This window comes from Streptomyces albireticuli (assembly GCF_021228125.1).
In the GTDB taxonomy this organism is placed as follows: domain Bacteria; phylum Actinomycetota; class Actinomycetes; order Streptomycetales; family Streptomycetaceae; genus Streptomyces; species Streptomyces albireticuli.
The window spans coordinates 304,256-329,975 of record NZ_JAJQQS010000004.1; the positions used below are offsets into that span (position 1 = coordinate 304,256).

23 protein-coding genes are annotated in these 25,720 nt (G+C 71.1%); 4 read left to right on the top strand and 19 right to left on the bottom strand.

Features of this window, described 5'->3' with window-relative positions; all coding sequences use genetic code 11:
* Positions 1 to 66 precede the first annotated feature (66 nt).
* Entirely contained in the window at positions 67 to 1,878 is a 1,812-nt protein-coding gene (locus LUZ64_RS09750) for an ABC transporter permease/substrate binding protein (protein ID WP_095579358.1), read from the bottom strand.
* Positions 1,871 to 2,959, bottom strand: coding sequence for a quaternary amine ABC transporter ATP-binding protein (locus tag LUZ64_RS09755; RefSeq protein ID WP_095579359.1), 1,089 nt, complete (start codon positions 2,957 to 2,959; stop codon positions 1,871 to 1,873). Before LUZ64_RS09755 ends, LUZ64_RS09750 begins: the two co-directional genes overlap by 8 nt.
* A 250-nt stretch (positions 2,960 to 3,209) precedes the next feature.
* On the opposite strand from LUZ64_RS09755, the gene LUZ64_RS09760 reads away from it, so the two are divergent.
* From LUZ64_RS09760 to LUZ64_RS09770, 3 genes are all read left to right on the top strand, one after another.
* The gene (locus LUZ64_RS09760; RefSeq protein WP_095579360.1) at positions 3,210 to 4,124 is read left to right on the top strand and encodes a 5'-3' exonuclease; all 915 of its coding nucleotides are present in this window, start codon (positions 3,210 to 3,212) and stop codon (positions 4,122 to 4,124) included.
* Between the two features lie 78 nt (positions 4,125 to 4,202).
* Complete coding sequence (locus LUZ64_RS09765; RefSeq protein ID WP_095579361.1) at positions 4,203 to 5,060, top strand: siderophore-interacting protein; 858 nt, start codon at positions 4,203 to 4,205, stop codon at positions 5,058 to 5,060.
* A 38-nt stretch (positions 5,061 to 5,098) separates the two neighbouring features.
* Positions 5,099 to 5,716: a hypothetical protein gene (locus LUZ64_RS09770; RefSeq protein ID WP_095579362.1), complete on the top strand. Its 618-nt coding sequence runs from the start codon at positions 5,099 to 5,101 to the stop codon at positions 5,714 to 5,716.
* A 106-nt stretch (positions 5,717 to 5,822) separates the two neighbouring features.
* Here the strand turns inward: LUZ64_RS09770 and LUZ64_RS09775 are convergent, their stop codons facing one another.
* The 12 genes from LUZ64_RS09775 to LUZ64_RS09830 form a co-directional block, all read right to left on the bottom strand.
* On the bottom strand, positions 5,823 to 8,648 hold the full coding sequence (locus LUZ64_RS09775; protein ID WP_095579363.1) for a DEAD/DEAH box helicase: 2,826 nt from the start codon (positions 8,646 to 8,648) through the stop codon (positions 5,823 to 5,825).
* Between the two features lie 44 nt (positions 8,649 to 8,692).
* Positions 8,693 to 9,586: a diacylglycerol kinase family protein gene (locus tag LUZ64_RS09780; protein ID WP_095579364.1), complete on the bottom strand. Its 894-nt coding sequence runs from the start codon at positions 9,584 to 9,586 to the stop codon at positions 8,693 to 8,695.
* Positions 9,587 to 9,626: 40 nt separating this feature from the next.
* The gene (tatC, locus tag LUZ64_RS09785; protein ID WP_232390399.1) at positions 9,627 to 10,553 is read right to left on the bottom strand and encodes a twin-arginine translocase subunit TatC; all 927 of its coding nucleotides are present in this window, start codon (positions 10,551 to 10,553) and stop codon (positions 9,627 to 9,629) included.
* An 83-nt stretch (positions 10,554 to 10,636) separates the two neighbouring features.
* A complete protein-coding gene (gene tatA, locus LUZ64_RS09790) occupies positions 10,637 to 10,918 on the bottom strand; it encodes a Sec-independent protein translocase subunit TatA (RefSeq protein WP_095579365.1) in 282 nt (93 codons plus the stop codon).
* A gap of 263 nt (positions 10,919 to 11,181) precedes the next feature.
* Positions 11,182 to 11,388, bottom strand: coding sequence for a hypothetical protein (locus LUZ64_RS09795; protein ID WP_095579366.1), 207 nt, complete (start codon positions 11,386 to 11,388; stop codon positions 11,182 to 11,184).
* 297 nt (positions 11,389 to 11,685) lie between these two features.
* Positions 11,686 to 11,940, bottom strand: a complete 255-nt coding sequence (locus LUZ64_RS09800) for a hypothetical protein (protein WP_308251443.1) — start codon at positions 11,938 to 11,940, stop codon at positions 11,686 to 11,688.
* A complete protein-coding gene (locus LUZ64_RS09805; RefSeq protein ID WP_095583982.1) occupies positions 11,937 to 12,899 on the bottom strand; it encodes a helix-turn-helix transcriptional regulator in 963 nt (320 codons plus the stop codon). The genes LUZ64_RS09800 and LUZ64_RS09805 overlap by 4 nt, the downstream gene beginning before the upstream one ends.
* 31 nt (positions 12,900 to 12,930) lie before the next feature.
* On the bottom strand, positions 12,931 to 13,932 hold the full coding sequence (locus LUZ64_RS09810) for a helix-turn-helix transcriptional regulator (RefSeq protein ID WP_095583981.1): 1,002 nt from the start codon (positions 13,930 to 13,932) through the stop codon (positions 12,931 to 12,933).
* 115 nt (positions 13,933 to 14,047) lie between these two features.
* Positions 14,048 to 14,425, bottom strand: a complete 378-nt coding sequence (locus LUZ64_RS09815; RefSeq protein WP_095583980.1) for an FKBP-type peptidyl-prolyl cis-trans isomerase — start codon at positions 14,423 to 14,425, stop codon at positions 14,048 to 14,050.
* A 123-nt stretch (positions 14,426 to 14,548) separates the two neighbouring features.
* Positions 14,549 to 15,448, bottom strand: a complete 900-nt coding sequence (locus LUZ64_RS09820; protein ID WP_095583979.1) for an FKBP-type peptidyl-prolyl cis-trans isomerase — start codon at positions 15,446 to 15,448, stop codon at positions 14,549 to 14,551.
* A 144-nt stretch (positions 15,449 to 15,592) separates the two neighbouring features.
* Entirely contained in the window at positions 15,593 to 16,954 is a 1,362-nt protein-coding gene (pafA, locus tag LUZ64_RS09825; protein ID WP_095583978.1) for a Pup--protein ligase, read from the bottom strand.
* 9 nt (positions 16,955 to 16,963) lie between these two features.
* Positions 16,964 to 18,202, bottom strand: coding sequence for an MFS transporter (locus LUZ64_RS09830; protein WP_232390400.1), 1,239 nt, complete (start codon positions 18,200 to 18,202; stop codon positions 16,964 to 16,966).
* 391 nt (positions 18,203 to 18,593) lie between these two features.
* On the opposite strand from LUZ64_RS09830, the gene LUZ64_RS09835 reads away from it, so the two are divergent.
* Positions 18,594 to 19,526, top strand: a complete 933-nt coding sequence (locus LUZ64_RS09835) for a LacI family DNA-binding transcriptional regulator (RefSeq protein WP_248288301.1) — start codon at positions 18,594 to 18,596, stop codon at positions 19,524 to 19,526.
* 124 nt (positions 19,527 to 19,650) lie between these two features.
* On the opposite strand, the gene prcA is transcribed toward LUZ64_RS09835, so the two are convergent.
* The 5 genes from prcA to arc form a co-directional block, all read right to left on the bottom strand.
* Positions 19,651 to 20,424, bottom strand: coding sequence for a proteasome subunit alpha (gene prcA, locus LUZ64_RS09840; protein WP_095583976.1), 774 nt, complete (start codon positions 20,422 to 20,424; stop codon positions 19,651 to 19,653).
* A 36-nt stretch (positions 20,425 to 20,460) separates the two neighbouring features.
* Positions 20,461 to 21,306, bottom strand: coding sequence for a proteasome subunit beta (gene prcB, locus LUZ64_RS09845; protein ID WP_095583975.1), 846 nt, complete (start codon positions 21,304 to 21,306; stop codon positions 20,461 to 20,463).
* Between the two features lie 237 nt (positions 21,307 to 21,543).
* Complete coding sequence (locus LUZ64_RS09850) at positions 21,544 to 21,762, bottom strand: ubiquitin-like protein Pup (protein ID WP_058045164.1); 219 nt, start codon at positions 21,760 to 21,762, stop codon at positions 21,544 to 21,546.
* 193 nt (positions 21,763 to 21,955) lie between these two features.
* Entirely contained in the window at positions 21,956 to 23,467 is a 1,512-nt protein-coding gene (gene dop / locus LUZ64_RS09855; protein ID WP_338120264.1) for a depupylase/deamidase Dop, read from the bottom strand.
* Positions 23,468 to 23,785: 318 nt separating this feature from the next.
* Complete coding sequence (gene arc / locus LUZ64_RS09860) at positions 23,786 to 25,552, bottom strand: proteasome ATPase (RefSeq protein ID WP_095583973.1); 1,767 nt, start codon at positions 25,550 to 25,552, stop codon at positions 23,786 to 23,788.
* Between the last annotated feature and the right edge of the window lie 168 nt (positions 25,553 to 25,720).

Below are 25,720 nucleotides of genomic sequence, written 5' to 3' on the forward strand. Positions count from 1 at the left end.
CGGACCCCGGCCGGCCGGTCTCCCGGCCGGCCGCGGTCCGGGGCGGAGCCCCTGGAGCGGGAGGGGTTACGCCCCGGCCGGCGCGAACCGGTCGGCGAACCCCTCGTGCTTGTCGAGCCAGCGCCGGGCCGACTCCTTCTCCTTGCCCTTGCCGCCGGCCTGGATCTCGGCCTCCAGCGAGGCCAGCTCCTTCTCGCTCATCCTGAAGTTCTTCAGCCAGCCGGTGACCTTCGGGAAGTCCTGGGCAAAGTCCTTCTTCGCCACCGTGTGGATCTTCTCGCCGGTGCCCCAGGCGCCCTTGGGGTCCTTCAGCTTCTTCAGGTCGTACTTCGCGTAGGCCCAGTGCGGGGTCCACAGCGGGACCACGATCGGCTCCTTCTTCTTGTACGCGCGGTCCAGCTCGGCCAGCATCGTGGAGGTGGTGGACGAGACGACCTTGTACTCGCCGTCGAGGCCGTACTCCTTGAGCACCTTGCCGTTGAGCGTGCCCATGTTGCCGGCGCTGGACTCGATGCCGACGATCTTCCCGCCGAACTGCCCGGCCTTGCCCTTGAGGTCCTCGATCGAGTCGACGTCCTTGACGTAGGACGGCACGGTCAGCTCCAGCGACGTCGGCCCGTACCAGGCGCCGAGGTCGGTGAGCCGGTCGCGGTAGACGTCCATGTACCGCTTATGCGTCGTGGGCAGCCAGGAGTCGAACTGCACGTCCATCTGGCCCTGGGCGAGCGCGGTGTAGAGCGGTCCGGGGTCGAGCTGCTTGACCTCCGGGGCGAAGCCGCGGTCCTCCAGGATGTTCTGCCACAGGTAGGTGGTGGCCACGGCCTCGTCCCAGGGGAAGTAGCCGAGCTTGATCTTCTTGCCGTTGCCTACGTTCATGCCCGCCGCGACGGTCTGCTTGTCGCCGGTCCCGGCGAGGTTCATCCCGCCGGCGACGAGGGCGAGGACGACGACGCCGACGGCGGCGACGGCCGCGCCGGGGCGGTAGCGCAGGAAGGTGGCGGAGACGGAGCCGCGCGCGGCGGCGGCCGCCTTGGCCAGGGAGCGCCGGCCGAGCGGCGAGACCTGCTGGTTGAGGGCGCCGGTCATCCGGTCCAGGTAGATGGCGAGGATGACGACGGCCAGACCGCTCTCCACGCCGCCGCCGATGTCGACCTGGGTGACGGCCGCGTAGACGGCCTCGCCGAGGCCGCCGGCGCCGGCCATGCCCGCGATGACGACCATCGACAGGGCCAGCATGATGACCTGGTTGACGCCCGCCATGATGGTCGGCAGGGCCAGCGGCAGCTGGACGCGGGTGAGGGTGTCGCGCGGGGTGGTGCCGAAGGCGCGTGCGGCCTCGACGAGTTCGCCGTCGACCTGACGGATGCCGAGCTCGGTCATCCGGACGCCCGGCGGCATCGAGAAGACGACGGTGGCGATCAGACCCGGCAGCGGGCCGATCGAGAAGAACATCACGCCGGGGATGAGGTAGACGAAGGCGGGCATCGTCTGCATGACGTCCAGGACGGGCCGCAGCACCCCGCTGACAGTGCGGTTGCGCGCCGCCCAGACGCCCAGCGGCACCGCCATCAGCAGGGTGAGCAGGCTCGCGACGAGGACGAGCGACAGCGTCGCCATCGCCTCGTCCCACAGGCCGAAGGAGTCCACCAGCGCGAGCCCGGCGTAGGTGAGGACGGCGGGCAGCAGCCCGCGCAGCCACCAGGCGACGACGGCGAGGATGCCGGCCATCAGCAGCGGGTGGGGGGCGCCGAGCACGGCGACGACACCGTCGTACGCCCCGCTCAGCACGGTGTTGATGATGTCGAAGAGCCAGTCGAGGTGGGTCTGGAGCCAGCTGACGGCGGACTCGGCCCACTGGCCGAGGTGGATCCTAGGCACGGGCGGTCACCTCCGCCTCGCGGGCGTCGGCGGGCGTGGGCATCGCGGGCTCCTCGCCGAGGGCCGCGAGCAGCCGATCGCGGGTGATGACGCCGGCCAGCCCGCCGCGCTCGTCGGTGACGGCGACGGGGGCGCCGCCGCCGCGGGCGAAGGGGCCGAACAGCTCGGCGACGGGGGTCTCGGCGCCGACGGTGGCGGGCGCCGCGGCCAGTACCTCGGCCGCGCCGCGGTCACCGCCCGGCGCGTCCATGATCGCTCCGGCGGTGAGCACCCGGGAGCGGTCCACGTCCTGGATGAAGGAGGCGACGTAGTCGTTGGCGGGCCGCATGAGGATGTCCTCGGCGGTGCCGTTCTGCACGATCCGGCCGTCGCGCATCACGGCGATCCGGTCGCCGAGGCGCATGGCCTCGTTGAGGTCGTGGGTGATGAAGACGATGGTCTTCTTCAGCCGTGTCTGGAGGTCCAGGAGCTGGTCCTGCATGTCACGGCGGATCAGCGGGTCGAGGGCGCTGAAGGACTCGTCCATCAGCAGCAGGTCGGCGTCGGTGGCCAGGGCGCGGGCGAGGCCGACGCGCTGCTGCATGCCGCCGGACAGCTCGTCGGGCCAGGAGGTCTCCCAGCCCTTCAGACCGGCCAGCTCCAGGGCCTCGGCGGCCCGCCGCTCGCGCTCCGGGCGCTCCACGCCCTGGACCTCCAGGCCGTAGGCGGCGTTCTCCAGCACGCTGCGGTGCGGGAAGAGCGCGAAGTGCTGGAAGACCATGCTGATGCGGTGCGAGCGCACGGCGCGCAGCTCGCGGGGGGTGAGGGCGGTGAGGTCCTGCCCGTCGTAGAGGACGCGTCCGGCGGTCGGCTCCAGCAGTCCGTTCAGCATGCGCAGCAGGGTGGACTTGCCGGATCCGGAGAGACCCATCACCACGAAGATCTGGCCGGCCTCGACCTCGAAGGAGGCGTCGATGACCGCCGCGGTGGTGCCGTCGGCGCGCAGCTCGTCGCGGCCGGCACCGTCCTCGAGTCGCCTGACGCCGTCTTGTGGTCGTGTGCCGAACACCTTGTACAGGTGCTCGGCCTGAAGCCTGGACACATAAACCTCTCGGGTCGAACTCAGCGATGTCCCGGACGCCCTCCTACCGGAGGCCCCCGCGACCGGGACATGGAGCGGCGCGGTATCGGTCCGCGGATCCGCCGTCGCTCCTCCGAGTGGGGACGGCGTCCGCTCCGGTGCCGCGCCTGCCCCGGTTCAATCCGGGCAAACGGAACAGTGATGTGGTTCACATGTCCGGTCGGGCGGTGTCGGTGGCATGCGGCATGATCGGTCCGTGACGCGACGCCTGATGCTCCTCGACACCGCTTCCCTGTACTTCCGCGCCTATTTCGGGGTGCCGGACACCGTGCGGGCCCCCGACGGCACCCCCGTGAACGCGGTGCGCGGCCTGCTCGACTTCATCGCCCGGCTGGTCCAGGACCACCACCCGGACGACCTGGTGGCCTGCATGGACTTCGACTGGAGGCCGCAGTGGCGGGTCGACCTGATCCCGACGTACAAGGCGCACCGGGTCGCCGAGGAGGAGCCGCCGGGCGAGGCCACGGGCTTCGTGGAGGAGGTGCCCGACACGCTGTCCCCGCAGGTGCCGGTGATCGAGGACGTCCTCGACGCGCTCGGCATCGCCCGCGTCGGCGCGGTCGGCTACGAGGCGGACGACGTGATCGGCACACTGGCCGGGCGGGCGGCGGGCCCGGTGGACATCGTCACCGGCGACCGCGACCTCTATCAGCTGGTGGACGACGCCCGTGGGGTGCGGGTGCTGTATCCGCTGAAGGGCGTGGGCACCCTCCAGGTCGTCGACGAGGCGCTGCTGCGGGAGAAGTACGGGGTGGACGGCGCGGGCTACGCCGATCTGGCACTGCTGCGCGGCGACCCCAGCGACGGGCTGCCGGGCGTGCCGGGCATCGGCGAGAAGACGGCGGCGAAGCTGCTGGCCGCCCACGGCGACCTGGCGGGGATCGTCGCGGCGGCGGCCGACCCGGCGGTGAGGATGACGCCGGCGCAGCGCAAGCGGCTGGTGGAGGCGGGCCCGTATCTGGCGGTGGCGCCCAAGGTGGTGCGGGTGGCCTCGGACGTCCCGCTGGCGCCCTTCGACGCGGCGCTGCCGGCCGAGCCGCGCGACCCCATGACGCTGGAGGAGCTGGCGGAGCGCTGGGGGCTGGGTGGCTCGTTGCAGCGGCTGCTCACCGTCCTCGCCGACTGAACCATGTTAAGTTAGGGCTGCCTAAGTTAGGCAGCACTTTCTTTTCAGTTGTCGTCGGAGCGTCAAGGGGAGACAGCCATGGCAGACCGTCCCGTACGGAAGGGCCCGCGGCAGAACCGCGCCCGGGTGGTGCGCACCGAGCGGCTGACGCCGCACATGGTGCGGGTCGTCCTGGGCGGCGAGGGTCTCGCCGACTTCGGGGCGGGGGCGCACACCGACCACTATGTGAAGCTGCTCTTCCCGGTGCCCGGTGTCGCTTACCCGGAGCCCTTCGACATGGAGACCGTCCGCCGGGACCTGCCCCGCGACCAGTGGCCCAGCACCCGGACGTACACCGTGCGCTCCTTCGACCGCGAGGCGCGCGAGCTGGCGATCGACTTCGTCGTCCACGGCGACGAGGGCCTGGCCGGGCCCTGGGCCGCCTCCGTCGAGCCGGGCGCGGAGCTGTACTTCCTGGGCCCCGGCGGCGGCTACGCCCCCGACCCGGAGGCGGACTGGCATCTGCTGGCGGGTGACGAGAGCGCGCTGCCGGCGATCGCCGCCGCCCTGGAGGCGATGCCCTCGGGCGTGCCCGTGCACGCGTTCGTCGAGGTCGAGGACGCCGCCGAGGAGCAGCCGCTGACCGTGCCCGAGGGCGTGCGGGTCGTCTGGCTGCACCGCGCGGGCGCGCCCGTCGGCGAAGCCCTGGTGAAGGCCGTGTGCGCGCTGGAGTTCCCGCCCGGTGACGTCCAGGCGTTCGTGCACGGGGAGGCGGGCTTCGTGAAGGAGCTGCGCCGCCATCTGCGGGTGGAGCGCGAGGTGCCGCGCGAGCGCCTGTCGATCTCGGGCTACTGGCGCCGGGGGCACGACGAGGACGGCTGGCAGGCGTCGAAGCGCGAGTGGAACCAGCAGGTGGAACAGGAGCAGGAGGGGGCGGCGGCCCCGTCCGCGGCCTGAACCACACGTTCCGGGCGGGCGTGGATATCCTCGCCCCCATGACGACCCGCGCCCGGATATCCCTGGCGAGCGTGGCGGCGGCCGCGCTCGTCCTCACGGCGGCCGCCGACGCCTCGGCGGATCCCACCTGGGAGGTGTCCGGGGCCGCGCCCACGCAGCGCGGCCGCGAGGCCGCCTTCACCGTCACGATCACACCGGGCACGCTCGACGAGAACAACGGCTATGTGACGCTGGAGTCGCCCGCCTTCGCCAAGAAAGTCACGCTCAAGGCGAAGCGGTTCCGGGAGGGCAAGGACGGTGTCCTGTACGCCCACGGCGCGGGCATGGTGCTCTGCGACGTGACACCGGGCACCTACCCGGTGGCGCTGAAGGACCAGGGCGAGGGCGAGGCGGTGGACACGGTCGACCTGACCGTGGTGCCGGAGATGGACCCCGGCAACCGCGACTTCTGCGCGGGCCCGAAGAGCTACGAGGACGCGGTCGACAAGACCAGCGAGGCCGCCTTGGAGGACGAGGAGGAAGAGGGCGACGGCATGAGCACCGGGGCGGTCGTCGGGGTGGCCGCCGGGTCCGCCGTCGTGGCCGCCGTGCTCACCGCCCTGGGCACGTACGCCCTGGTCCGCCGCGCCAAGAAGGGCGCAGACCGGTCCTGGTGACGCCCTTTCCAACGGCCTCCCACGGCGTCGGTGCCGTCCCGTGACATCCCACGACGAAGAGCCCGTCCCGCGCGTGCGGGACGGGCTCTCGGTGTGTCCCGGGCCGTCAGCCCACCGAGGAGTACGCGACGACACCGCGCAGGAGGCCGTCGACGGCCTTACGGGCGTTCCGGGCGACCGGGCTGCCGGGCGGGGCCGCCGCCGCGATCTGGCCGAGGACGTCGATGAGCTGCTTGCACCAGCGGACGAAGTCGCCGGCGGGCATCTCGATCTCGCGGAGCACCTCGTCCAGGCCGTGGCCGGACGCCCAGCGGAAGGCGGGCCAGGCGAAGCCGAGGTCCGGCTCGCGCTGGCCGACGCCCTCCGCCTGGTTGATCTTGTGCTCTTCCTCCAAGGCGTCGAGCCGGCCCCAGATGCGGACCATCTCGCCGAGCGCGTCCTTCGCCGGGCCCGTGGGCAGCTTCGGCGGTGCCGCGTCGTCCGCCGCCCGCGCCTCGTAGACCAGCGCGGAGGCGCAGGCCGCGAGCTCGGCCGGCTTGAGGCCGTCCCAGACGCCCTCGCGCAGGCACTCGGAGGCCAGCAGGTCCAGCTCGCCGTAGAGCCGCGCGAGCCGCTTGCCGTCCTCCGTCACCTCGCCGTCCCGGAGGTAGTCCAGGTCGGTGAGGAGCGCGCAGATCCGGTCGAAGGTACGGGCGATGGTGTTCGTACGCCCCTCGATGCGCCGCTCCAGCTGGCGGGTGTCGCGCAGCAGCCGCTGGTAGCGCTCGGCCCAGCGGGCGTGGTCCTCGCGCTCGTCGCAGCCGTGGCAGGGGTGCGCGCGGATGGCGGTGCGCAGCCGGGCGATCTCGGTGTCGTCGGCCGCGGCGGCGCGGGACCGGCGGTGCCGCTCGGGCTCGATGTGCCCGGCCTTGGTGCGCAGCGCGGAGGCGAGGTCGCGACGGGACTGCGGGGAGCGGGGGTTGAACGACTTGGGGATCCGCATCCGCTCCAGGGCCTCGACCGGGACCGGGAAGTCGATCGCGGCGAGCCGCTTGACCTGCCGCTCGGCGGTGAGGACCAGCGGGCGCGGCCCGTCCTGCGGGTCGTGGCCGCGGTGCCGGTCGGTGCGGCCCGCGGGCAGGCCCGGGTCCAGGACCAGGGCCAGGCCGGCGAACTTGCCGGTGGGCACGTGGATGACGTCGCCGGGCTTGAGCCGCTCCAGCGCGGCCGCCGCGGCGGCCCGGCGCTGCGTCGCGCCCTGCCGGGCCAGCTCCGTCTCGCGGTCCTTGAGCTCGCGGCGGAGCCGGGCGTACTCCTCGAAGTCGCCGAGGTGGCAGGTGACGGCCTCGCGGTAGCCCGCCAGGCCCTCCTCGTTCTTCTGGACCTGCCGGGAGATCCCGACGACCGACTTGTCGGCCTGGAACTGCGCGAAGGAGGTCTCCAAGAGCTCCCGGGAGCGGTGCCGGCCGAACTGCGAGACCAGGTTGACCGCCATGTTGTACGACGGCTTGAAGCTGGAGCGCAGCGGGTACGTGCGCGTGCCGGCCAGGCCCGCGAGGGCGCCCGGGTCCATGGCGCGCTGCCACAGCACCACCGCGTGGCCCTCGACGTCGATGCCGCGGCGGCCGGCGCGGCCCGTCAGCTGGGTGTACTCGCCGGGGGTGATGTCGGCGTGCTGCTCGCCGTTCCACTTGACGAGCTTCTCCAGGACCACCGAGCGGGCGGGCATGTTGATGCCGAGGGCCAGCGTCTCGGTGGCGAAGACGGCCTTGACCAGGCCCTTGACGAAGAGCTCCTCCACGACCTCCTTGAAGGTCGGCAGCATGCCGGCGTGGTGGGCGGCGATACCGCGCTCCAGGCCCTCCAGCCACTCGAAGTAGCCGAGGACGTGCAGGTCCTCGTCGGGGATCGAGGCGGTGCGCTCCTCGACGATCTCCCGGACCCGCGCACGGGCCTCCGTGTCGTTGAGCCGCAGGCCGGCGTACATGCACTGCTGGACGGCGGCCTCGCAGCCGGCGCGGCTGAAGATGAAGGTGATCGCGGGCAGCAGGCCCTCGGCGTCGAGCCGCTCGATGACCTCCACACGGCTCGGCGTCCAGATCCTGCTGCGCTGGCGTCGCTCGCGCTCGCGGTCGGCCTCGCGGAGGTTCCCGCGCCGTTTGTCCCGGCCGCCGAAGGGCCGGCTGTTCTCCATCCGGGCCAGCCGCACCAGGTCGGGGTTGACCTCGCGGCGGCCGGTGCCGGGGGTGCCCTGCGCGCCGTTCTTCTCCTCGAAGAGGTCGTACATCCGGCGGCCGGCCAGGACGTGCTGCCACAGCGGCACGGGCCGGTGCTCGGAGACGATCACCTCGGTGTCGCCGCGCACGGTGTCCAGCCAGTCGCCGAACTCCTCGGCGTTGGAGACGGTGGCGGAGAGGGAGACCAGCGTGACCGACTCGGGGAGGTGGATGATCACCTCTTCCCAGACGGCGCCGCGGAAGCGGTCGGAGAGGTAGTGCACCTCGTCCATGACCACGTGGCCGAGGCCGATCAGCGCCTGGGAGCCCGCGTAGAGCATGTTGCGCAGGACCTCGGTGGTCATCACGAGCACCGGGGCGTCGGCGTTGACGCTGTTGTCGCCGGTCAGCAGACCGACCTTGTCGGCGCCGTAGCGCTTGACGAGATCGCTGTACTTCTGGTTCGACAGCGCCTTGATGGGCGTGGTGTAGAAGCACTTGCGGCCCTGGGTGAGGGCCAGGTGGACGGCGAACTCGCCCACGATGGTCTTGCCTGATCCGGTCGGCGCCGCGACCAGCACGCCCTTCCCGGCCTCCAGGGCCTTGCAGGCCTCTATCTGGAAGGGGTCGAGCTCGAATTCGTACATCTCGCGGAAGGGAGCGAGCGCGGTGGCCTGCTCGGCGGCGCGCACCCTCGAAAGGGCGTAGCGCTCAGCGGGGGACATGTCGTCGGTCATCTTGTGTACGAGCCTACCGGGGACCTCCGACAGCCACCCGATCTTTATGCGGCTCCCAGCAGGCGCACGGCGCCCGGGACGGTGCGGGCCGTGAGGGGCAGCGGGCCGAGCGGCTCGCCGTCGGCGTAGCCGGTGACGCTGTCCGCGGCGAGGGCCACCTTCGCCGCGCGGTGGACCGTGACGGCGGGGTGGGTGAGGTGGGTGCCCCGGTAGACCTTGGGGAAGACCCTGAGGAGGGTGGCGCGGCTGCAGGCGCCGACGACGGTGACGTCGAAGAGGCCGTCGTCCATGCGGGCGCCCGCGCAGATGCGCATGCCACCGCCGTAGGAGGTGCCGTTGCCGACGGCGACGAGCGTCGCCTCGACGGCCAGCTCGGGCCCGTCGTCGAGGGTGATCCGGTAGGGGACGGGCCGCAGCGCGGCCAGCTCCGCGACCAGCGCGGCGTCGTAGCGCAGCCGTCCGGTGGGGAAGCGCATGCGGTTGCCGCGGTCGTTGACGCGGGAGTCGAAGCCGGAGGCGAGGACCGTGCCGAAGTAGGTGCCGCCGACCCGGCCGAGGTCGACGGGGCGGCCGCCGTCGCCCTTGAGCGATCCGGCGATCAGCCGCCCGGCGGCCGCCGGGTCGCGTACGGGCAGCCCCGCGGCGCGGGCGAAGTCGTTGCCGGTGCCGACGGCCACCACGCCGAGCGGGGTGGGGGTTCCCGCGACGGCCTGGAGGGCGAGCGAGGTCATTCCGTCGCCGCCGACGGCTATCAGCGCGCCGGTGCCGCCGGCGACCGCCTCCCGGGCCCGGCGCAGGGCGTCTGCGGCGTTCTCCCCCAGGACCGTACGGACGGAGAACCCGGCGTCGCGCAGCACCCGGGCCGCCGGCCGGACGGCGCCCGCGCCCCGGCCCCGGCCTGCCGTCGGGTTGACGAAGAGGGTGATGTCGCTGGTCACCAGCCGGACCCTATCGGGTCCGGCCGGACGTCAGACGGGCTCAGGTGACGTCGTCGTAGCCGTTGCGACGGGCGCCCGGGTCGGCCCGGTCGGTGAGGGCGGGCATCGGCTCGGAGTCGCCGACCGGCTGCGGGGCGAGGTCCAGCGGGGCGGCCTCGTCGTCGTCGAGCAGGGCGTCGGGGTTGTTCCTGGCGCGCCGCTTGTCGTTGAGGAGGGAGAACCCGACGGCGCCGAAGTACAGGATGATGATCGGGACGGCCAGGATGCACATGCCGAACGGGTCGGTGCTGGGCGTGGCGATCGCGCCGAAGACGAAGATGCCCATCACGACGCCGCGCCACCAGGTGGCCATGGTCTTTCCCGTGACCATGCCGACCATGTTCATCATGACGAGTATCAGCGGCAGCTCGAAGGCCAGGCCGAAGACCAGGATCATCCGGACCGTGAAGTCGAGGATGTCGTTCAGGCTGAGGGTGTTGGCCGCGGTCTCCGGGGTGATGCTGAGCAGCACCCGCATGCTGGTCGGCATGATCAGGTAGGCGAGGTAGGCGCCCGCGACGAAGAGGGGGGCGGCCGTCGCCACGAAGGCGACCGTGTACTTCTTCTCGTTCTTGTGCAGACCGGGCGCGAGGAACGCCCACAGCTGGTAGAGCCAGACCGGGGAGGAGATCGTGACGCCCGCGAGCAGGCACACCTTCACGACCGTCCCGAACGGCGCTCCCAAGGAGTTGAACGTCAGGACCGCGCAGTTGCCGCCGTGGCTCTGGGCCAGGTCGCGGTCGGGGCACTTGGGAACGGGGCTGGACAGGAAGTCCATGAGCTGCGTGTTGTAGAACGCGGCGAGGAGCGCCACGACCACGATGGCCAGCACCGCCTTCGCCAGGCGGTTCCGCAGTTCCCGCAGGTGCTCCGCGAGCGGCATCCGCCCCTCGGGGTCCTTCTCCTTCTTGCGGGCAGACTTGAGCAACCCACGTCCCTATCTCGTGCGGCAGGCGGACGCCAAGGGCGGCCGGCCCGATCCCTCGGTCAGTGCTGGGTCTGTACTGCTGCTCAGTGCTGCGTGGTGCGGTCGCTCGGCTCGGTCACCGGGCGGGCACCGGTGACATCACCGGGAGCGGCCTTGATCGTACGGGGCGTGGCGGAGGCCGGCGGGTCGGCCGGGGCGGAGGCGTTGTCCTGGCCCTCGGACTTCATGGCCTTGGCCTCGCTCTTGAGGATGCGGGCGGACTTGCCGAGGGAGCGCGCCATGTCCGGAAGCTTCTTCGCACCGAACAGCAGGACGATGACGACGAGAATAAGAATGATCTCGGGGGCGCCGAGCCTTCCGAACATATGCGTAACCTTCTCACCGAAGCGGCATGGGTGTGGGTGCTGCCCGACCGATCGGACATTTGTCCATCAGTCGTACGGCAGCGATCGTAACGCGCAGGGGTAAACGCGGGGCAATCCCTGTGCGTACTCCCGATGCGACCCTCCGCTTCGTCAGCAGGGTCACCCGAAACAGCGTACCGCCCGCCCCTCGGGCCCAGGAAAGACTGTGCCCGACCTTGTCGGGTTTCGTGACGCCCTCTGATCGGCCGCCGCCCGGCCCTTGATCAGTCCTGTCGCAGGGTGTGCGCGGCCTGTGCGGCGAGCGGTGTCGCGGCCCGTTCGAGGTCCTCGGCGGCCCGGGTGATCCGCCGCGAGCTCTCGGACACCTGAGCGGCCAGTCTCCGCACCTCCACCAGGACCCGGACGGCGAGGACGCCGAGCACGGCGATACCGCTGAAGGCGAGGGCGACGGCGAGCATGGGCCAGAACATGGGGGCGAGCCTATCGGGGCGGGAAGGACCGGGAGGGGCCAGGAGGGGCCAGGAGGGGTGGGAAGAGGGCACCGGGGAGGTGCACGGGGACGTCGGCGGCGTGGGAGACAGCCGGAAAAGGCGGAAAGAGACCGAAGAACGCGGCGAATTTGGCCGAAACAAGCGCTCGGAATGGAACATTCCAGGGTGGATCACCCGGCTGACACCAGTCGGTGCCCCCCGGGTAACGGTCCGTGGGGGACTCCGGCCGGTCCCGGGGCACCCGGCGAGCACCTCCGGACGGCCCCGCCCGGCGCGTCAGACCGACGAGTGCAGCCGGAGCGTGCTCACTCCGCCACCGGTGAGGAGCTCCACGATCCGCTCCCCCGCCGGCTTGCGGACCGGGACCCCGCAGTCGGGGCAGGTGAACGAGTAGAAGGTGGTGCGGTGGCTCGCCCCGATGGCGAGCCTCAGCGCGCCCGCGGCCAACTCGAAGCATCCCCGGCAGTCGGGGCAGGCCGCCTTGAAGACGGCGGCGACCGTGGTCCGCGCTTCCACCGCTCCCCCGCTCACTCGCCGTAGGCCGCGAGGGCCTCGCGGGCCGCGTCCCGGGCGCTCTCCGCCAGCTCCGGCGGGGTGACGATCCGGCCGTCCCGGCCCAGGCGCAGCGCCAGCCGGCGCAGGGACGCCGGGTCGGGGGTGCGCAGGGTGATCCGCAGGCCGCCGTCGGGCAGTTCCTCGGCACTGTCGTGCGGGTAGTACTCGGCGACCCAGCGTCCGCCCGGCCCGACCTCGACCACGACCTCCGGATCCTCGGCGGCCGGCTGCACCAGCCCCTCCGACAGGTCGCGCGGCTCGACGGGCGGCGGGTCGGAGCGCTCGTCCAGGAGCCGGATCTCGGCCACCCGGTCGAGGCGGAAGGTGCGCCGCGCCTCCGACAGACGGCACCACGCCTCCACATAGGTGTGGCCGACGGCGAACAGCCGGATCGGGTCCACCTCGCGCTCGGTGAGCTCGTCCCGTGCCGGGGAGTAGTAGCGCAGCCACACCCTACGGCGCTCGGCGATGGCCCGGTCGACGTCGGCGAAGACGCCGCCCTCGGACTCGAAGGTGACCGAGAGCCGGGAGCTGGCGGCGGCCGTGTCCCCGGCCGCGGTCTCGATCTTGGCAGTGGCGCGCACCAGCGCCTGCCGGTCGCTCTCGCGGAGGCCGGGCAGGGTGGCGACGGCACGGGCGGCCACCAGCAGGGCGGTCGCCTCGTCCGCGGCGAGCCGCAGCGGCTCGCCGGTGCTGGTGCCCGAGGCGTCGGGGTTGTGCCACCAGATGCGGTCGCCGTCGGTGTCGATGTCCAGCAGGTCACCGCCGCGGAAGCTGGTGCCGCACATCGGCAGCACGTCGAGGTCGCCGATCAGCTCGTCCTCGGTGATCCCGAAGGCGCGGGCCACATCGGCGACCCGGGCGCCGGGGCGCTCCCGCAGATAGGTGACCAGCGACAGCATCCGCCGGGTCTGGTCAATGGCGTTTCCGGCCATGAGAAGTCGGTACCGTTCCCTTCTGCTTCGGTCAGCCCTTGGCCACGGCGCGCAGCCGGTCGATGACATCGGCCCGCAGCTCGGCGGGTCCGAGGACGATCACATCGGGCCCGAACTCGACCAGCCAGGCGTCCAGGCCGTGCCCGGACGGGATCTCCAGCTCGTCCCAGCCGTCACCGAGGTCACGGGTGGCGATCGCGCGGGCGCGCAGCGGATAGCCGTGCCCGGCCCGCACCTTGATCAGGGCGGTGCCGGTGGCGTTCTCGCCCGCCCAGGTCTCGACCGTCTCGCGGACGGTGACGTGGTCGGGCACGGGGGCCGTGAAGGGGACGCCCCGGGAGCGCACCCGGCCGGTGATCCGGGAGAGCCGGAAGACCCGCTCGGCGCCGCGGTCGCGGTCCCAGCCCGCCAGGTACCAGTGGCCCCGCCAGCACTCCAGGGTCCAGGGCTCCACCTGACGCTGCTCGGCGCGGGCGCTGTTGGCCTTGCGGTAGTCGAAGGTGACCGGGCGGCGGTCGCGGGCGGCCAGCATCAGCGGCTCGAAGGCGGCCTCATGGGCGGGGATCCGCGGTTCGAGGGCGCTGTGGCCCTCGTACGCGTCCTCCGCGAGCGGCATCCCGGCGGCGCGCAGCTTCTGGAGCGCGCCGCTGGCGGCGCCGGCCAGCCGGGCCTGCTGCCACACCTTGGCCGCGACGCCCAGGGCGGCGGCCTCCTCGACGTCGAGGGTGATCGGGGGGAGGCGGTTGCTGTCGCGGCGGGCGAGATAGCCGATGTCGCCCTCGACGCTCTCGACCGTCTCGATGATCAGTCCGAGCTCGCGCAGGTCGTCCTTGTCGCGCTCGAACATCCGGTTGAAGGCGTCCTCGCTGCCCGTCGCGGTGTCCGAGGGCGCGGAGGTCCCTCCGTGCCCCGGGCCGAAGGCCTCCAGATAGGCCTCGATCGAGGTCCGCAACTCCCGCTTGCTGAGCGGTCGGCGGGTGCCCAGCAGGCACAGCGCCAGGTTCATCAGCCGCTCGGCCTTGGCGATCGCCATCGACGCCCTCTCTACTTGTGCTCTCAACCGTTGACCGTACCGCTCAAGGCTTCCCCGGCAAAAGCCGAGGGCCCATGCCCGCAGGCATGGGCCCTCGGCCGCGGTGGCGAAGGCCTCAGCCGGCCACGGCGACCAGGTCGCAGACGAAGATCAGCGTCTCGCCCGGGGCGATCGCCTGACCGGCGCCACGGTCGCCGTAGGCGAGGTGGGCGGGGATGACCAGCTTGCGGCGGCCACCGACCTTCATGCCCTGGACACCCTTGTCCCAGCCCTCGATGACCTGGCCGACGCCCAGCTTGAACTGGAGCGGCGTGCCACGGTTCCAGCTCGCGTCGAACTCCTCGCCGCTGGAGAAGGCCACGCCCACGTAGTGGACCTTGACCATCTGGCCGGCCTGGGCGACGGCGCCGTCACCCTCCCAGATGTCCTTGATCTCAAGGTCGGCCGGAGGCGGGCCGTCCGGGAAGTCGATCTCCGGCTTGTCGATGCTCACGAAAGTGCTCCTACGAACGAATCTTGTAGACAACCGTGCAAGTCTGGCAGATGTCCGGCCGTGCGAACGGCCGATGCCGACCGTTCCCGCTCCGTTCCGGACCGGGGACGGAACGTGCCCGGGTCAGTTGACGCCCAGGATGTCGACGACGAAGACCACGGCCGAGTCGAACTGCTTCTGCTGCGCCTCGGTCAGCGCGCTCTTCGGCACGACCAGCAGCACCCGGCTGCCGACCTTCTTGCCGGCCAGGCCCTCCTGCCAGCCCGGCAGGCTCTTCAGCGCCACCGCCTGCATACCGCTCTGCTGCCAGGTGTTGTCCAGCGGCTTGCTGTCCTTCCAGAGCACGGCCTCGAAGTGCGTCTGGATGGTGTCGTCCTTGCCGACGGGCTTACCGGTGCCCTCGATGATCGTCTCGGACTGCACCTTGGAGGGCGCGTCCTTGTCCTTGGGGACCGTCACCGACGGGGCCTTGCCGTCGGTGTTGGTGCCCACCTTCGGCAGGTCCTCGTTCTTCTGCTCGACGACCTTGCCCGTCGGCTTGTTCGGCGTGACGCTCTTGAGGTCGACGACGAAGACCAGCGTGGACTTGGGCGGGATCTGCTCGCCCTGGCCCTGCTCGCCGTAGCCCTTGTCCGGCGGGATGACCAGCTCGACACGGCTGCCGAGCTTCTGGCCCACCAGGCCCTCGTCCCAGCCCTTGACGACCTTGCCGGTGCCGATCTCGAAGGTGGCCGGCTGGCCGCGGTCCCAGCTGTTGTCGAAGACCTTGCCGTCCCAGAGCTGGCCCAGGTAGTTGGCCGTCAGGGCGTCGCCCTTCTGGAGCTTCGCCCCGTCGCCCTCCTTCAGCACCTTGATCTTCAGGTCCTTGGGCGGGTCGCCCTCACCCTTGTCGATCTTGGGCTTCTTGTCGGCCTCCCCGCTGACGGCGGGCGGCTCACCGGCCTTGCCGGAATCGTCGCTGCCGCACGCCGTAGCGGTGACGAGCAGCAAGGGGGCGATCAACAGGGCTGCGATTCGGCGCACAGAAATCCCTCAAGACGGGCAGCGGTCGGACACATTCGGACGGGCCAACTCTAACCATGGCACGCAACGGCGGTGGAGCCCCTGCACACCGGCCCCACCGCCGTCCGCCCGTACGGGCGGCACACCGCCCGTGGCACGCCCGGACTACATCCCGGCGATCAGCTTTTCCACCCGGTCGTCCACCGACCGGAAGGGGTCCTTGCACAACACCGTCCGCTGCGCCTGGTCGTTCAGCTTCAGATGCACCCAGTCGACCGTGAAGTCACGGCGCTGCTCCTGCGCCCGGCGGATGAAGTCGCCGCGCAGCCGTGCCCGGGTGGTCTGCGGAGGCACCGACTTGCCCTCGAAGATCTTGAGGTCGTTGCACACCCGGGCCGCCCGGCCGCGCTTCTCCAGCAGGTAGTACAGCCCCCGGCGGCGGTGGATGTCGTGGTACGCCAGATCTATCTGGGCGACCCTCGGATGGGACATGCTGATGTTGTTCTTCGCCCGGTACTGCTCGATGAGCTGGTACTTCATCACCCAGTCGATCTCCGTGGAGATCCGGTCCAGGTCTTCGTCGCGCACCGCCTCCAGAGTGCGGCCCCACAGCTCCAGGACCCGCTCCACCGTGCCCGTGCGGATGCCGCGCCGCTCGCAGAAGTCCACGGCCTTCTCGTAGTACTCCTGCTGGATCTCCAGGGCCGAGGCCTCCCGGCCGCTGGCGAGGCGCACCTTTCGTCTTCCCGTGATGTCGTGGCTGACCTCGCGGATGGCCCGGATCGGGTTCTCCAGGGTCAGGTCCCGCATCACCGTGCCCGCCTCGATCATGCGCAGCACCAGATCGGTGGCGCCGACCTTGAGCAGCATCGTGGTCTCGGACATGTTCGAGTCGCCGACGATCACGTGCAGCCGGCGGTACCGCTCGGCGTCGGCGTGCGGCTCGTCCCGGGTGTTGATGATCGGGCGCGAGCGGGTCGTGGCCGAGCTGACGCCCTCCCAGATGTGCTCGGCGCGCTGACTGACGCAGTAGACCGCCCCGCGCGGGGTCTGGAGGACCTTCCCGGCGCCGCACAGCAGCTGCCGCGTCACCAGGAAGGGGATGAGGATGTCCGCGAGCCGGGAGAACTCCCCGTGGCGGGCCACCAGGTAGTTCTCGTGGCAGCCGTAGGAGTTCCCCGCGGAGTCGGTGTTGTTCTTGAAGAGATAGACGTCGCCCGCGATCCCCTCCTCGTGCAGGCGCCGTTCGGCGTCGACGAGCAGGCCCTCGAGAATGCGCTCGCCCGCCTTGTCATGGGTGACCAGCTCGACAACGCTGTCGCACTCGGGAGTTGCGTATTCCGGGTGCGAACCCACGTCGAGGTAGAGCCGGGCACCGTTGCGCAGGAAGACGTTGCTGCTGCGCCCCCAGGAAACGACACGGCGGAAGAGGTAGCGCGCCACTTCGTCAGGCGACAGCCGGCGCTGTCCCCTGAAGGTGCACGTGACGCCGTACTCGTTCTCCAGCCCGAAAATGCGGCGGTCCATGCCTGAACATTACGCCTGAACCCCTGCGCTGAAACCGGGTTCGACAGCACCGTTCCGATCATTTTCCGACCGCGCCACGACCGTCCCCGAGGTTTCGGGAGCGCGCAGCGAGCGGTGGGCCGCCAGAAGGACCAGCAGGGCGGTGGCACCGCTGCCGACGGCGACCACGAATCCCGCCGTCGCGCCGCCGTATTCGACCGCGGGGCCGACGAAGGCGGTGCCGATGGCGGCGCCGACGCCGAAGGACGTCACCAGCCAGGAGAACGCCTCCGTGACGGTGCCGCGCGGGGCGTGCCGGTCCACGACGACGAACGCGCAGGCCAGCGCGGGAGCCAGGAAGAGGCCGGCCACACCGGCCAGGATCGTCATGGCGACGACGCCCGGGACCAGCAGCAGCGGAACATAGCCGACGGCCAGGCCCGCCACGAGCACCCGCAGCCGCTGCTCCGGCGTGCCCGCCCACTGCCGGGCACCGTAGATCGAACCGCCGATGAGGGCACCGACGCCGAGGGCCGAGAGGAGGTAGCTGGCGACGCCGCCGCCACCGTGGTCGTCGCCGTAGGCCACCGCGGCCACGGCGATCGAGCCCAGGGCCGAGCCGATGAAGAAGAACGCGCCGAGGAGCACCAGCAGCCCGCGGGAGCGCAGCGCGCCCAGCCAGTGCGCCTCACGGGCCTCGCTGCGCCACTTCCGCGAAGGCGGGGAGGTGACGACCGCGAGCGCGCCGAGGAGACCCAGGATGTTGAGGACGAACAGCGCGCCGGCCTCGGACCAGAACGCCACGATCCGCATGACGATCAGCGGACCGACCACGTAGATCAGTTCCTGGGCGATCGCGTCGAGGGAGTACGCGGCGTGGATGTCGTCCTCGCTCTTGAGGACGGAGGGCCACAGGGCGCGCAGCCCGCCCTCCAGCGGCGGCGTGAAGAAGCCGGCCACGACCATGGCGACGTAGGACAGGGGCAGCGGGTCCAGTCCGACCACGGTGAACAGCGTCATGCCGAGGGCGGCCAGGACGGCCGAGGGCAGGATCACGCGCGGCTGGCCGTACATGTCGACGGCCCGGCCGAGCAGCGGCTGGCCGAAGGCGTTGGCCACGCCGTAGACGGCGGAGAGCGCTCCGGCGAGGGTGTAGCTGCCGCCCTCGGCGCGGACGAAGAGCACGATCGCCAGCGCGGCGGTCGCGTTGGGCAGGCGGCCCACGAGGGTGCCGGTCAGCAACCGTGCCGCATGCTTCGTTCTGAGCATCTCGACATAACCGCCACCCGCCGACGCCATGGTCCGCCTTTCGTTCGACCGGGTCGTTTTCGACCGAGCCAGTCCGGTTTTACGTATAACTAGAGACGTTATACGTACCATGGCCGCAGCCCACGGGTCCAACCCTGTGGGCGGGCGATCGGGGAGACAGCCAGTGACCAGGCCAGTGACCAGCACGGACGGCAACGACGAGGCCCAGGGGGAGCACGGGGGCCAGGCGGAGGGGACCGCCGTCCCGGCGGGGACCGGTCCGCGGGAGCGGCCCGAGGCCGCTCCCGGAAGCCGCTGGCCCAGCATCCGCGGACCCCGCACCGGGGCCCGCGCCACCAGCCGGGACGTCGCCCGGGTCGCGGGCGTCTCGCAGGCCACCGTCTCCCTCGTCATGGGCGAGAAGTGGCGCGGCCGCGTCTCGGAGCGCACCGCCGACTCGGTACGCTCCGCCGCGCGCAGCCTGGGCTACCGGCCCAATCTCGCGGCCCGGAACCTGCGCCTCGGCCGCACCCGCACCGCGCTGCTGGTCGTGCCCGCGCTCACCAACGAATTCTTCGCCCGCGTCTACACCGGGGCCGCCCGGGTGGCCGCCGAGCAGGGCATCGGGGTGGTCCTCTACCCCTCCCCCGAGGGCGTCGGCCCGGCCCGTGACCCCTTCGCCTCCGCCCGCGCCACGCTGGACGGGGTGATCGCCTCCTCCATGGCGGCGGAGGCACTGGCCGCGCTGCGCGAGGGCGGGCTGCCGCTGGTCATGCTCGACAGCGACCCGGAGCGCGCGGAGGCCGCCACGACCGTCAACCTCGACCTCGCGGACGGCATGCGCCAGGTCGCCGGGCACCTGCTCGCCCTGGGCCACCGCCGCTTCGTCCACCTCGCGGCGGACATCGACTCCTGGACCTTCCGGGTGCGGGCCGCGGCCCTCGCCGAGGCGCTGCGAGGGACGCCCGGCACGGAGCTGAGCGTGGTGCGCGCCCCGCTGACCGTCGCCGACGGCCTCCGCGCCGCCGAGCACGCCCTCACCCGGCCGGGGCCCCGGCCGACCGCGCTGATCTGCGACGACGACGTCCTCGCCGCGGGCACCTGCAAAGCCGCCCGACGGCTGGGCCTCAGGGTGCCGGACGACCTGTCGGTGACCGGCTTCGACGACCTGTCCCTGGCCACGGCGGTCGAACCGGAGCTCACGACCGTCCGGCTGCCGGCCGAGGAGGTGGGCGAGGCGGGCATGCGGGCGCTGATGGGGGTGCTGGACGGCGGACCGGTCGCGCCCCGGCTGCTCCCGGTGGAACTCGTCGTCCGGGGTACGACGACGGTGGCCGGGGGCTGACGGCCCCCGGGCCGCTTCCGTGCCGCGCGCGATGCCCTTGAGCGCCGGGCGGGCCGGGAATTCCGGCCCGCCCGGCGCTCAAGGGCGGCCGTGATCCGGGGCGAGGGCCCCGGAGACCCGGGGCTCAGTCCTCCGAGGTCTCCGAACCCCCGGCCGACTCGTCCTGCTCCTCCGGCTCGTCCGCCGCGGAGGCTCCGCCGGCGCCTTCCAGCAGGCGCGACAGCTGCCGTCCGAGCAACCGCTTGAACTTCCGCTGCTGCGGCCGCGTACGGTCCAGGACCGCGACCTCCAGCTGCTCCGCCGTCAGCGTGCGCTCCCCGCCGTTGTTGTCCCGGGTGAGGGACTCGACGGCGAGCCTGAGCGCCTCGGAGAGGGTCATCCCGTCCCGGTGGCGCTGGTCGAGATAGCTGCTGATCTGGTCGGCGTTGCCACCGACCGCGACGGAGCCGTGCTCGTCGACGATGGAGCCGTCGTGCGGCAGGCGGTAGATCTGGTCGTTCTCGGGGCCGGCCCCGACCTCGGCGACGATCAGCTCGACCTCGTACGGCTTCTCACCGGCGCTGGAGAAGATGTTGCCCAGGGTCTGGGCGTAGACGTTGGCAAGGCCGCGGGCCGTGACGTCGTCCCGGTCGTAGGTGTAGCCCCGCAGGTCGGCGTAGCGGACGCCGCCGATGCGGAGGTTCTCGAATTCGTTGTACTTCCCGACCGCGGCGAAGGCGATCCGGTCGTAGATCTCGCTGACCTTGTGGAGCGCGCGGGACGGGTTCTCGGCGACGAAGACAACGCCGTCGGTGTACTGGAGCACGACGACGCTCCGGCCGCGCGCGATGCCCTTGCGGGCGTACTCGGCGCGGTCGGCCATGGCCTGCTGGGGGGAGACGTAGAACGGCGTCGACACCGGCTATCCGTCCCTTTCTGTCAGTGGCGGGTGCATTCAGAGGAGCGCGGCTCGGGGACCGTCCGGCTCCTCCAGCCGGCGGTCGTGGATCGCGCGGACGACCTCCGAGCACTCGGCCTCGGTCAGCTTCCGGAAGCCCTCGTCGGTGATGACGGTGACGATCGGATAGATCCTGCGGGCGAGGTCCGGTCCGCCGGTCGCGGAGTCGTCGTCGGCGGCGTCGTAGAGCGCCTGGACGACGAGCGTGGTGGTCTGACTCTCCGTCAAGTCCGGGCGGAAGAGCTTCTTGAACGAGCCCCGGGCGAAGACCGACCCGGAGCCGGTGGCCGCGAAGCCGTGCTCCTCCGAGCGGCCGCCGGTCACGTCGTAGGAGAAGATGCGGCCCTTCTGCCGGTCGACGTCCCAGCCCGCGAAGAGCGGCACCACGGCGAGGCCCTGCATGGCCATGCCGAGGTTGCTGCGGATCATCGTGGACAGCCGGTTCGCCTTGCCCTCCAGGGACAGCTGCACCCCTTCGACCTTCTCGAAGTGCTCCAGTTCCAGCTGGAAGAGCTTGACCATCTCGACGGCCAGCCCGGCCGTGCCGGCGATGCCGACCGCGGAGTACTCGTCGGCCGGGAAGACCTTCTCGATGTCGCGCTGCGCGATGACATTGCCCATCGTCGCCCGCCGGTCACCGGCGAGCACCACGCCGCCGGGGAACGAGGCCGCGACGATCGTCGTACCGTGCGGGATCTCGACGGCGCCCTGCACCGGGGGCAGCGCGCGGTTGCCCGGCAGCAGCTCCGGCGCGTGGGAGCCGAGGAAATCCATGAACGACGAGGAGCCGGGTGTCAGGAAGGCAGCTGGTAGACGCCCGGTGCTACGAGTGTTGGCTTCCACACGTTTCCTTCCAGATATGCGGCGGCCCGCCCTTCGCGTCCGCCCGATCCATGAACTGCCCCCGGCGCCGCGTCGCGGCCGGGGCACCGTACGCGAGGGACCTTACCCGTCCCATGATCGTGATAGATATCCCCGGACGGAGCAGCGGGACGGATCACGCGTGCCCTGCCCACGCGCCCCGCCGGGCCGTACGGCCCGGCCCCGTCCGGCGGCCCCGCCCGCGGTGCCGGCGGCGGGCTACTCGCCGCCCTTCTGGACGAAGGAGCGCACGAAATCCTCGGCGTTCTCCTCGAGGACGTCGTCGATCTCGTCCAGCACGGAGTCGACGTCGTCGGAGAGCTTCTCCTGCCGTTCCTTGAGGTCTTCCGAAACCTGCGCGTCCTGCGCCTGCTCCTCCACGTCCTCCGTGGATCGCGTGGCCTTCTGCTGCCCGCCGCCGGTGTCCTTGGTCGCCATATCCCTCACCCCGCTCGGTTCGACGTACAAGATCAGAGGTACTTCGACGTACTCGGCCGTACAAGATCCGACCCTACAAGCAGGGTCCGACATCGGCCCCGTACTTGCTACAACGTCCCGGAACCACCGTGATGATTCCCTGAACGCAGCCCTCTCAGACCCCACCGGCGGCCCCGGCCGGAAGGGACGTCGCTCAGCCTCCCGACAGCACCCGGACCAGGTCCTCGGCGGTGCGACAGCGATCGAGGAGCTCCTTGACGTGGTTGCGGGTACCGCGTAGCGGCTCCAGGGTGGGCACCCGTTGCAGGGAGTCACGGCCCGGCAGGTCGAAGATCACGGAGTCCCAGGAGGCCGCGGCCACGTCGTCCGCGTACTGCTCCAGGCAGCGGCCGCGGAAGTACGCGCGGGTGTCCTCCGGCGGCGCCGTGCGGGCCCGCTCCACCTCGGGCTCCTCCAGGAGCCGCTTCATCCTGCCGCGGGCCACGAGGCGGTTGTAGAGGCCCTTGTCCGGGCGTACGTCCGCGTACTGGAGGTCGACGAGGTGCAGCCGGGCCGCGTCCCAGTCCAGGCCGTCGCGGCGGCGGTAGCCCTCCAGGAGCTCGCGCTTGGCCACCCAGTCCAGCTCCCCCGCGAGGCTCATCGGGTCGTGCTCCAGCCGCCCCAGGACGTCCTCCCAGCGGGCCAGGACGTCCTTGGTCTGCTCGTCCGCGTCGGCGCCGAAGCGGTCCTCCACGTACTTGCGGGCCAGCTCGAAGTACTCCATCTGAAGCTGCACGGCCGTGAGCGTCCGTCCGCTACGGAGCGTGATGAGGCGCTTGAGCGTGGGGTCGTGGCTGACCTGGTGGAGCGTGCGGACCGGCTGCTCCACGGCGAGGTCGGAGGCGATGAAGCCGTCCTCGATCATGGAGAGCACCAGGGCCGTGGTGCCCAGCTTCAGATAGGTGGAGATCTCCGAGAGGTTCGCGTCCCCGATGATCACATGGAGCCGGCGGTACTTCTCGGCGTCCGCGTGGGGCTCGTCCCGGGTGTTGATGATCGGCCGCTTGAGGGTGGTCTCCAGGCCGACCTCGACCTCGAAGTAGTCGGCGCGCTGGCTGAGCTGGAAGCCGTGCTCGTGGCCGTCCTGGCCGACGCCCACCCGGCCGGCGCCGGTGACCACCTGCCGGCAGACGAAGAAGGGCGTGAGGTGGCGCACGATGTCCGAGAAGGGGGTCTCCCGCTTCATCAGGTAGTTCTCGTGGGTGCCGTAGGACGCGCCCTTGTTGTCGGTGTTGTTCTTGTAGAGGTGGATCGGCTGGGCTCCGGGCAGCTGGGCGGCGCGCTCGGCGGCCTCCGCCATGATCCGCTCCCCCGCCTTGTCCCAGAGGACAGCGTCGCGGGGGTTGGTGATCTCGGGGGAGCTGTACTCGGGGTGCGCGTGGTCGACGTACAGCCGCGCGCCGTTGGTGAGGATGACATTGGCCAGGCCGATGTCCTCGTCCGTGAGCTGGCTGGAGTCGGCGGCCTCACGGGCGAGGTCGAAGCCACGGGCGTCCCGCAGCGGGTTCTCCTCCTCGAAGTCCCAGCGGGCTCGCCGCGCCCGGTGCATCGCCGCCGCGTAGGCGTTGACGATCTGGGACGAGGTGAGCATGGCATTGGCGTTCGGGTGACCGGGGACGGAGATCCCGTACTCCGTCTCAATGCCCATTACTCGCCGTACGGTCATGCGGCCCTCCTTGCCCGGCGCCGCCCCCTGGTGGGGTCGGCGCTCAAGTACCGCCGCGCGTCCGCTCGCTGTGCGGCCCCCGATCCCGCGCTGCGCGTCGCGGCGGTATCGAAGAGCCTAGAACGGCTTTGCGGCGGTGGGGAGATCATTACAGTCATTGCTCCGGTTCGTGCCGTACCAGGGCGATCGATGTCCCCGTGGCGAAATCCTGGCGGAAACATGGCCGGGATCCCGGGAAAAACACGTCCGGCCGCGGACGCCCCGGGCGTCCCCCCGCCGGGGCGGGAAGGACAGGGCATCCGCGGCCGGACGAGGCGCTTACAGATACTGACCGGTATTCGCCACCGTGTCGATCGAGCGACCGGTGTCGGCACCCTGCTTTCCGGTGACCAGGGTGCGGATGAAGACGATCCGCTCGCCCTTCTTTCCGGAGATCCGGGCCCAGTCGTCCGGGTTGGTGGTGTTGGGCAGGTCCTCGTTCTCCTTGAACTCGTCCACACAGGCGGCGAGCAGGTGGGAGACGCGCAGACCCTTCTGGTTGTGGTCGAGGAAGGCCTTGATCGCCATCTTCTTGGCCCGGTCCACGATGTTCTGGATCATCGCGCCCGAGTTGAAGTCCTTGAAGTAGAGGACTTCCTTGTCACCGTTGGCGTAGGTGACCTCCAGGAAGCGGTTCTCCTCGGACTCCGCGTACATCTGCTCGACGACCGACTGGATCATGCCCGCCACGGCGGCCTTGCCGTCGCCGCCGTGCTCGGCGAGGTCGTCCGCGTGGATGGGCAGGGTGGCCGTGAGGTACTTCGAGAAGATGTCCTTGGCGGCCTCCGCGTCCGGACGCTCGATCTTGATCTTCACATCGAGGCGGCCGGGGCGCAGGATCGCGGGGTCGATCATGTCCTCGCGGTTGGAGGCGCCGATGACGATGACGTTCTCCAGGCCCTCCACACCGTCGATCTCGGAGAGCAGCTGGGGGACGATGGTGTTCTCCACGTCCGAGCTGACGCCGGAGCCACGGGTGCGGAAGAGGGAGTCCATCTCGTCGAAGAAGACGATGACGGGGGTGCCCTCGCTCGCCTTCTCCCGGGCGCGCTGGAAGATCAGCCGGATGTGCCGCTCGGTCTCGCCCACGTACTTGTTGAGCAGCTCGGGGCCCTTGATGTTGAGGAAGAAGCTCTTCCCGGCGGGCTGGCCGGTGACCTCGGCGACCTTCTTGGCAAGGGAGTTGGCGACGGCCTTGGCGATGAGCGTCTTGCCGCAGCCGGGCGGGCCGTACAGCAGCACGCCCTTGGGCGGCCGCAGTTCGTGCTCCTTGAAGAGGTCGGGGTAGAGGTAGGGGAGCTCGACCGCGTCGCGGATCAGCTCGATCTGGTTCCCCAGACCGCCGATCTTCGTGTAGTCGATGTCCGGGACCTCTTCGAGGACGAGCTCCTCGACCTCGCTCTTCGGGATGACCTCGTACACATAGCCGGAGCGGGGTTCGAGCAGGAGGGCGTCGCCGGGGCGGATGGTGGTGTCCAGCAGCGGCTCGGCGAGCCTCACCACCCGCTCCTCGTCGGTGTGCCCGATGACCAGGGCCCGCTCGCCGTCCTCGAGGATCTCCTTGAGGGTGACGATGTCCCCGGCCCGCTCGTACTCCATGGCCTCGACCACGTTGAGCGCTTCGTTGAGCATGACCTCCTGGCCGCGCCGGAGGTCCTCCGGATCGATGCTCGGACTGACGTTGACCCGGAGCTTGCGGCCGCCGGTGAAGATGTCGGCCGTGCCGTCGTCGTTCGCCTTCAGGAAGACCCCGAAGCCGGCCGGCGGCTGCGCGAGCCGGTCGACCTCCTCCTTGAGCGCGACGATCTGGTCGCGGGCCTCGCGGAGGGTATTGGCGAGCCGCTCGTTCTGGGCGGACACGCCGGCCAGGTTCGTCTGGAGCTCGACGATCCGCTCTTCGAGAATCCTCGTGTGACGCGGAGAGTCGGCGAGCTTGCGCCGCAGGACGGCGATCTCCTGCTCGAAATAGGCAACCTGGCTCGCGAGGTCGTCAGACCCTCGTCCCGGCCGGATGCCGCGGTTCATGTCGTCGTCGTGGGCTGCCACGGTCCTCACCTCCTCCAAGGGGAGCTGGACGCTTCCTGACCCTACCTGGGCCGGTGCAGGTTGAAACCCCTAGATCACAAACCCGGTCGGAGTGTGTCCGATCTTCACCCTTGCGCACGTCCTCACAGCAGGGGAATACCCACCCATCAACATCGGAAAGCGGGCGGT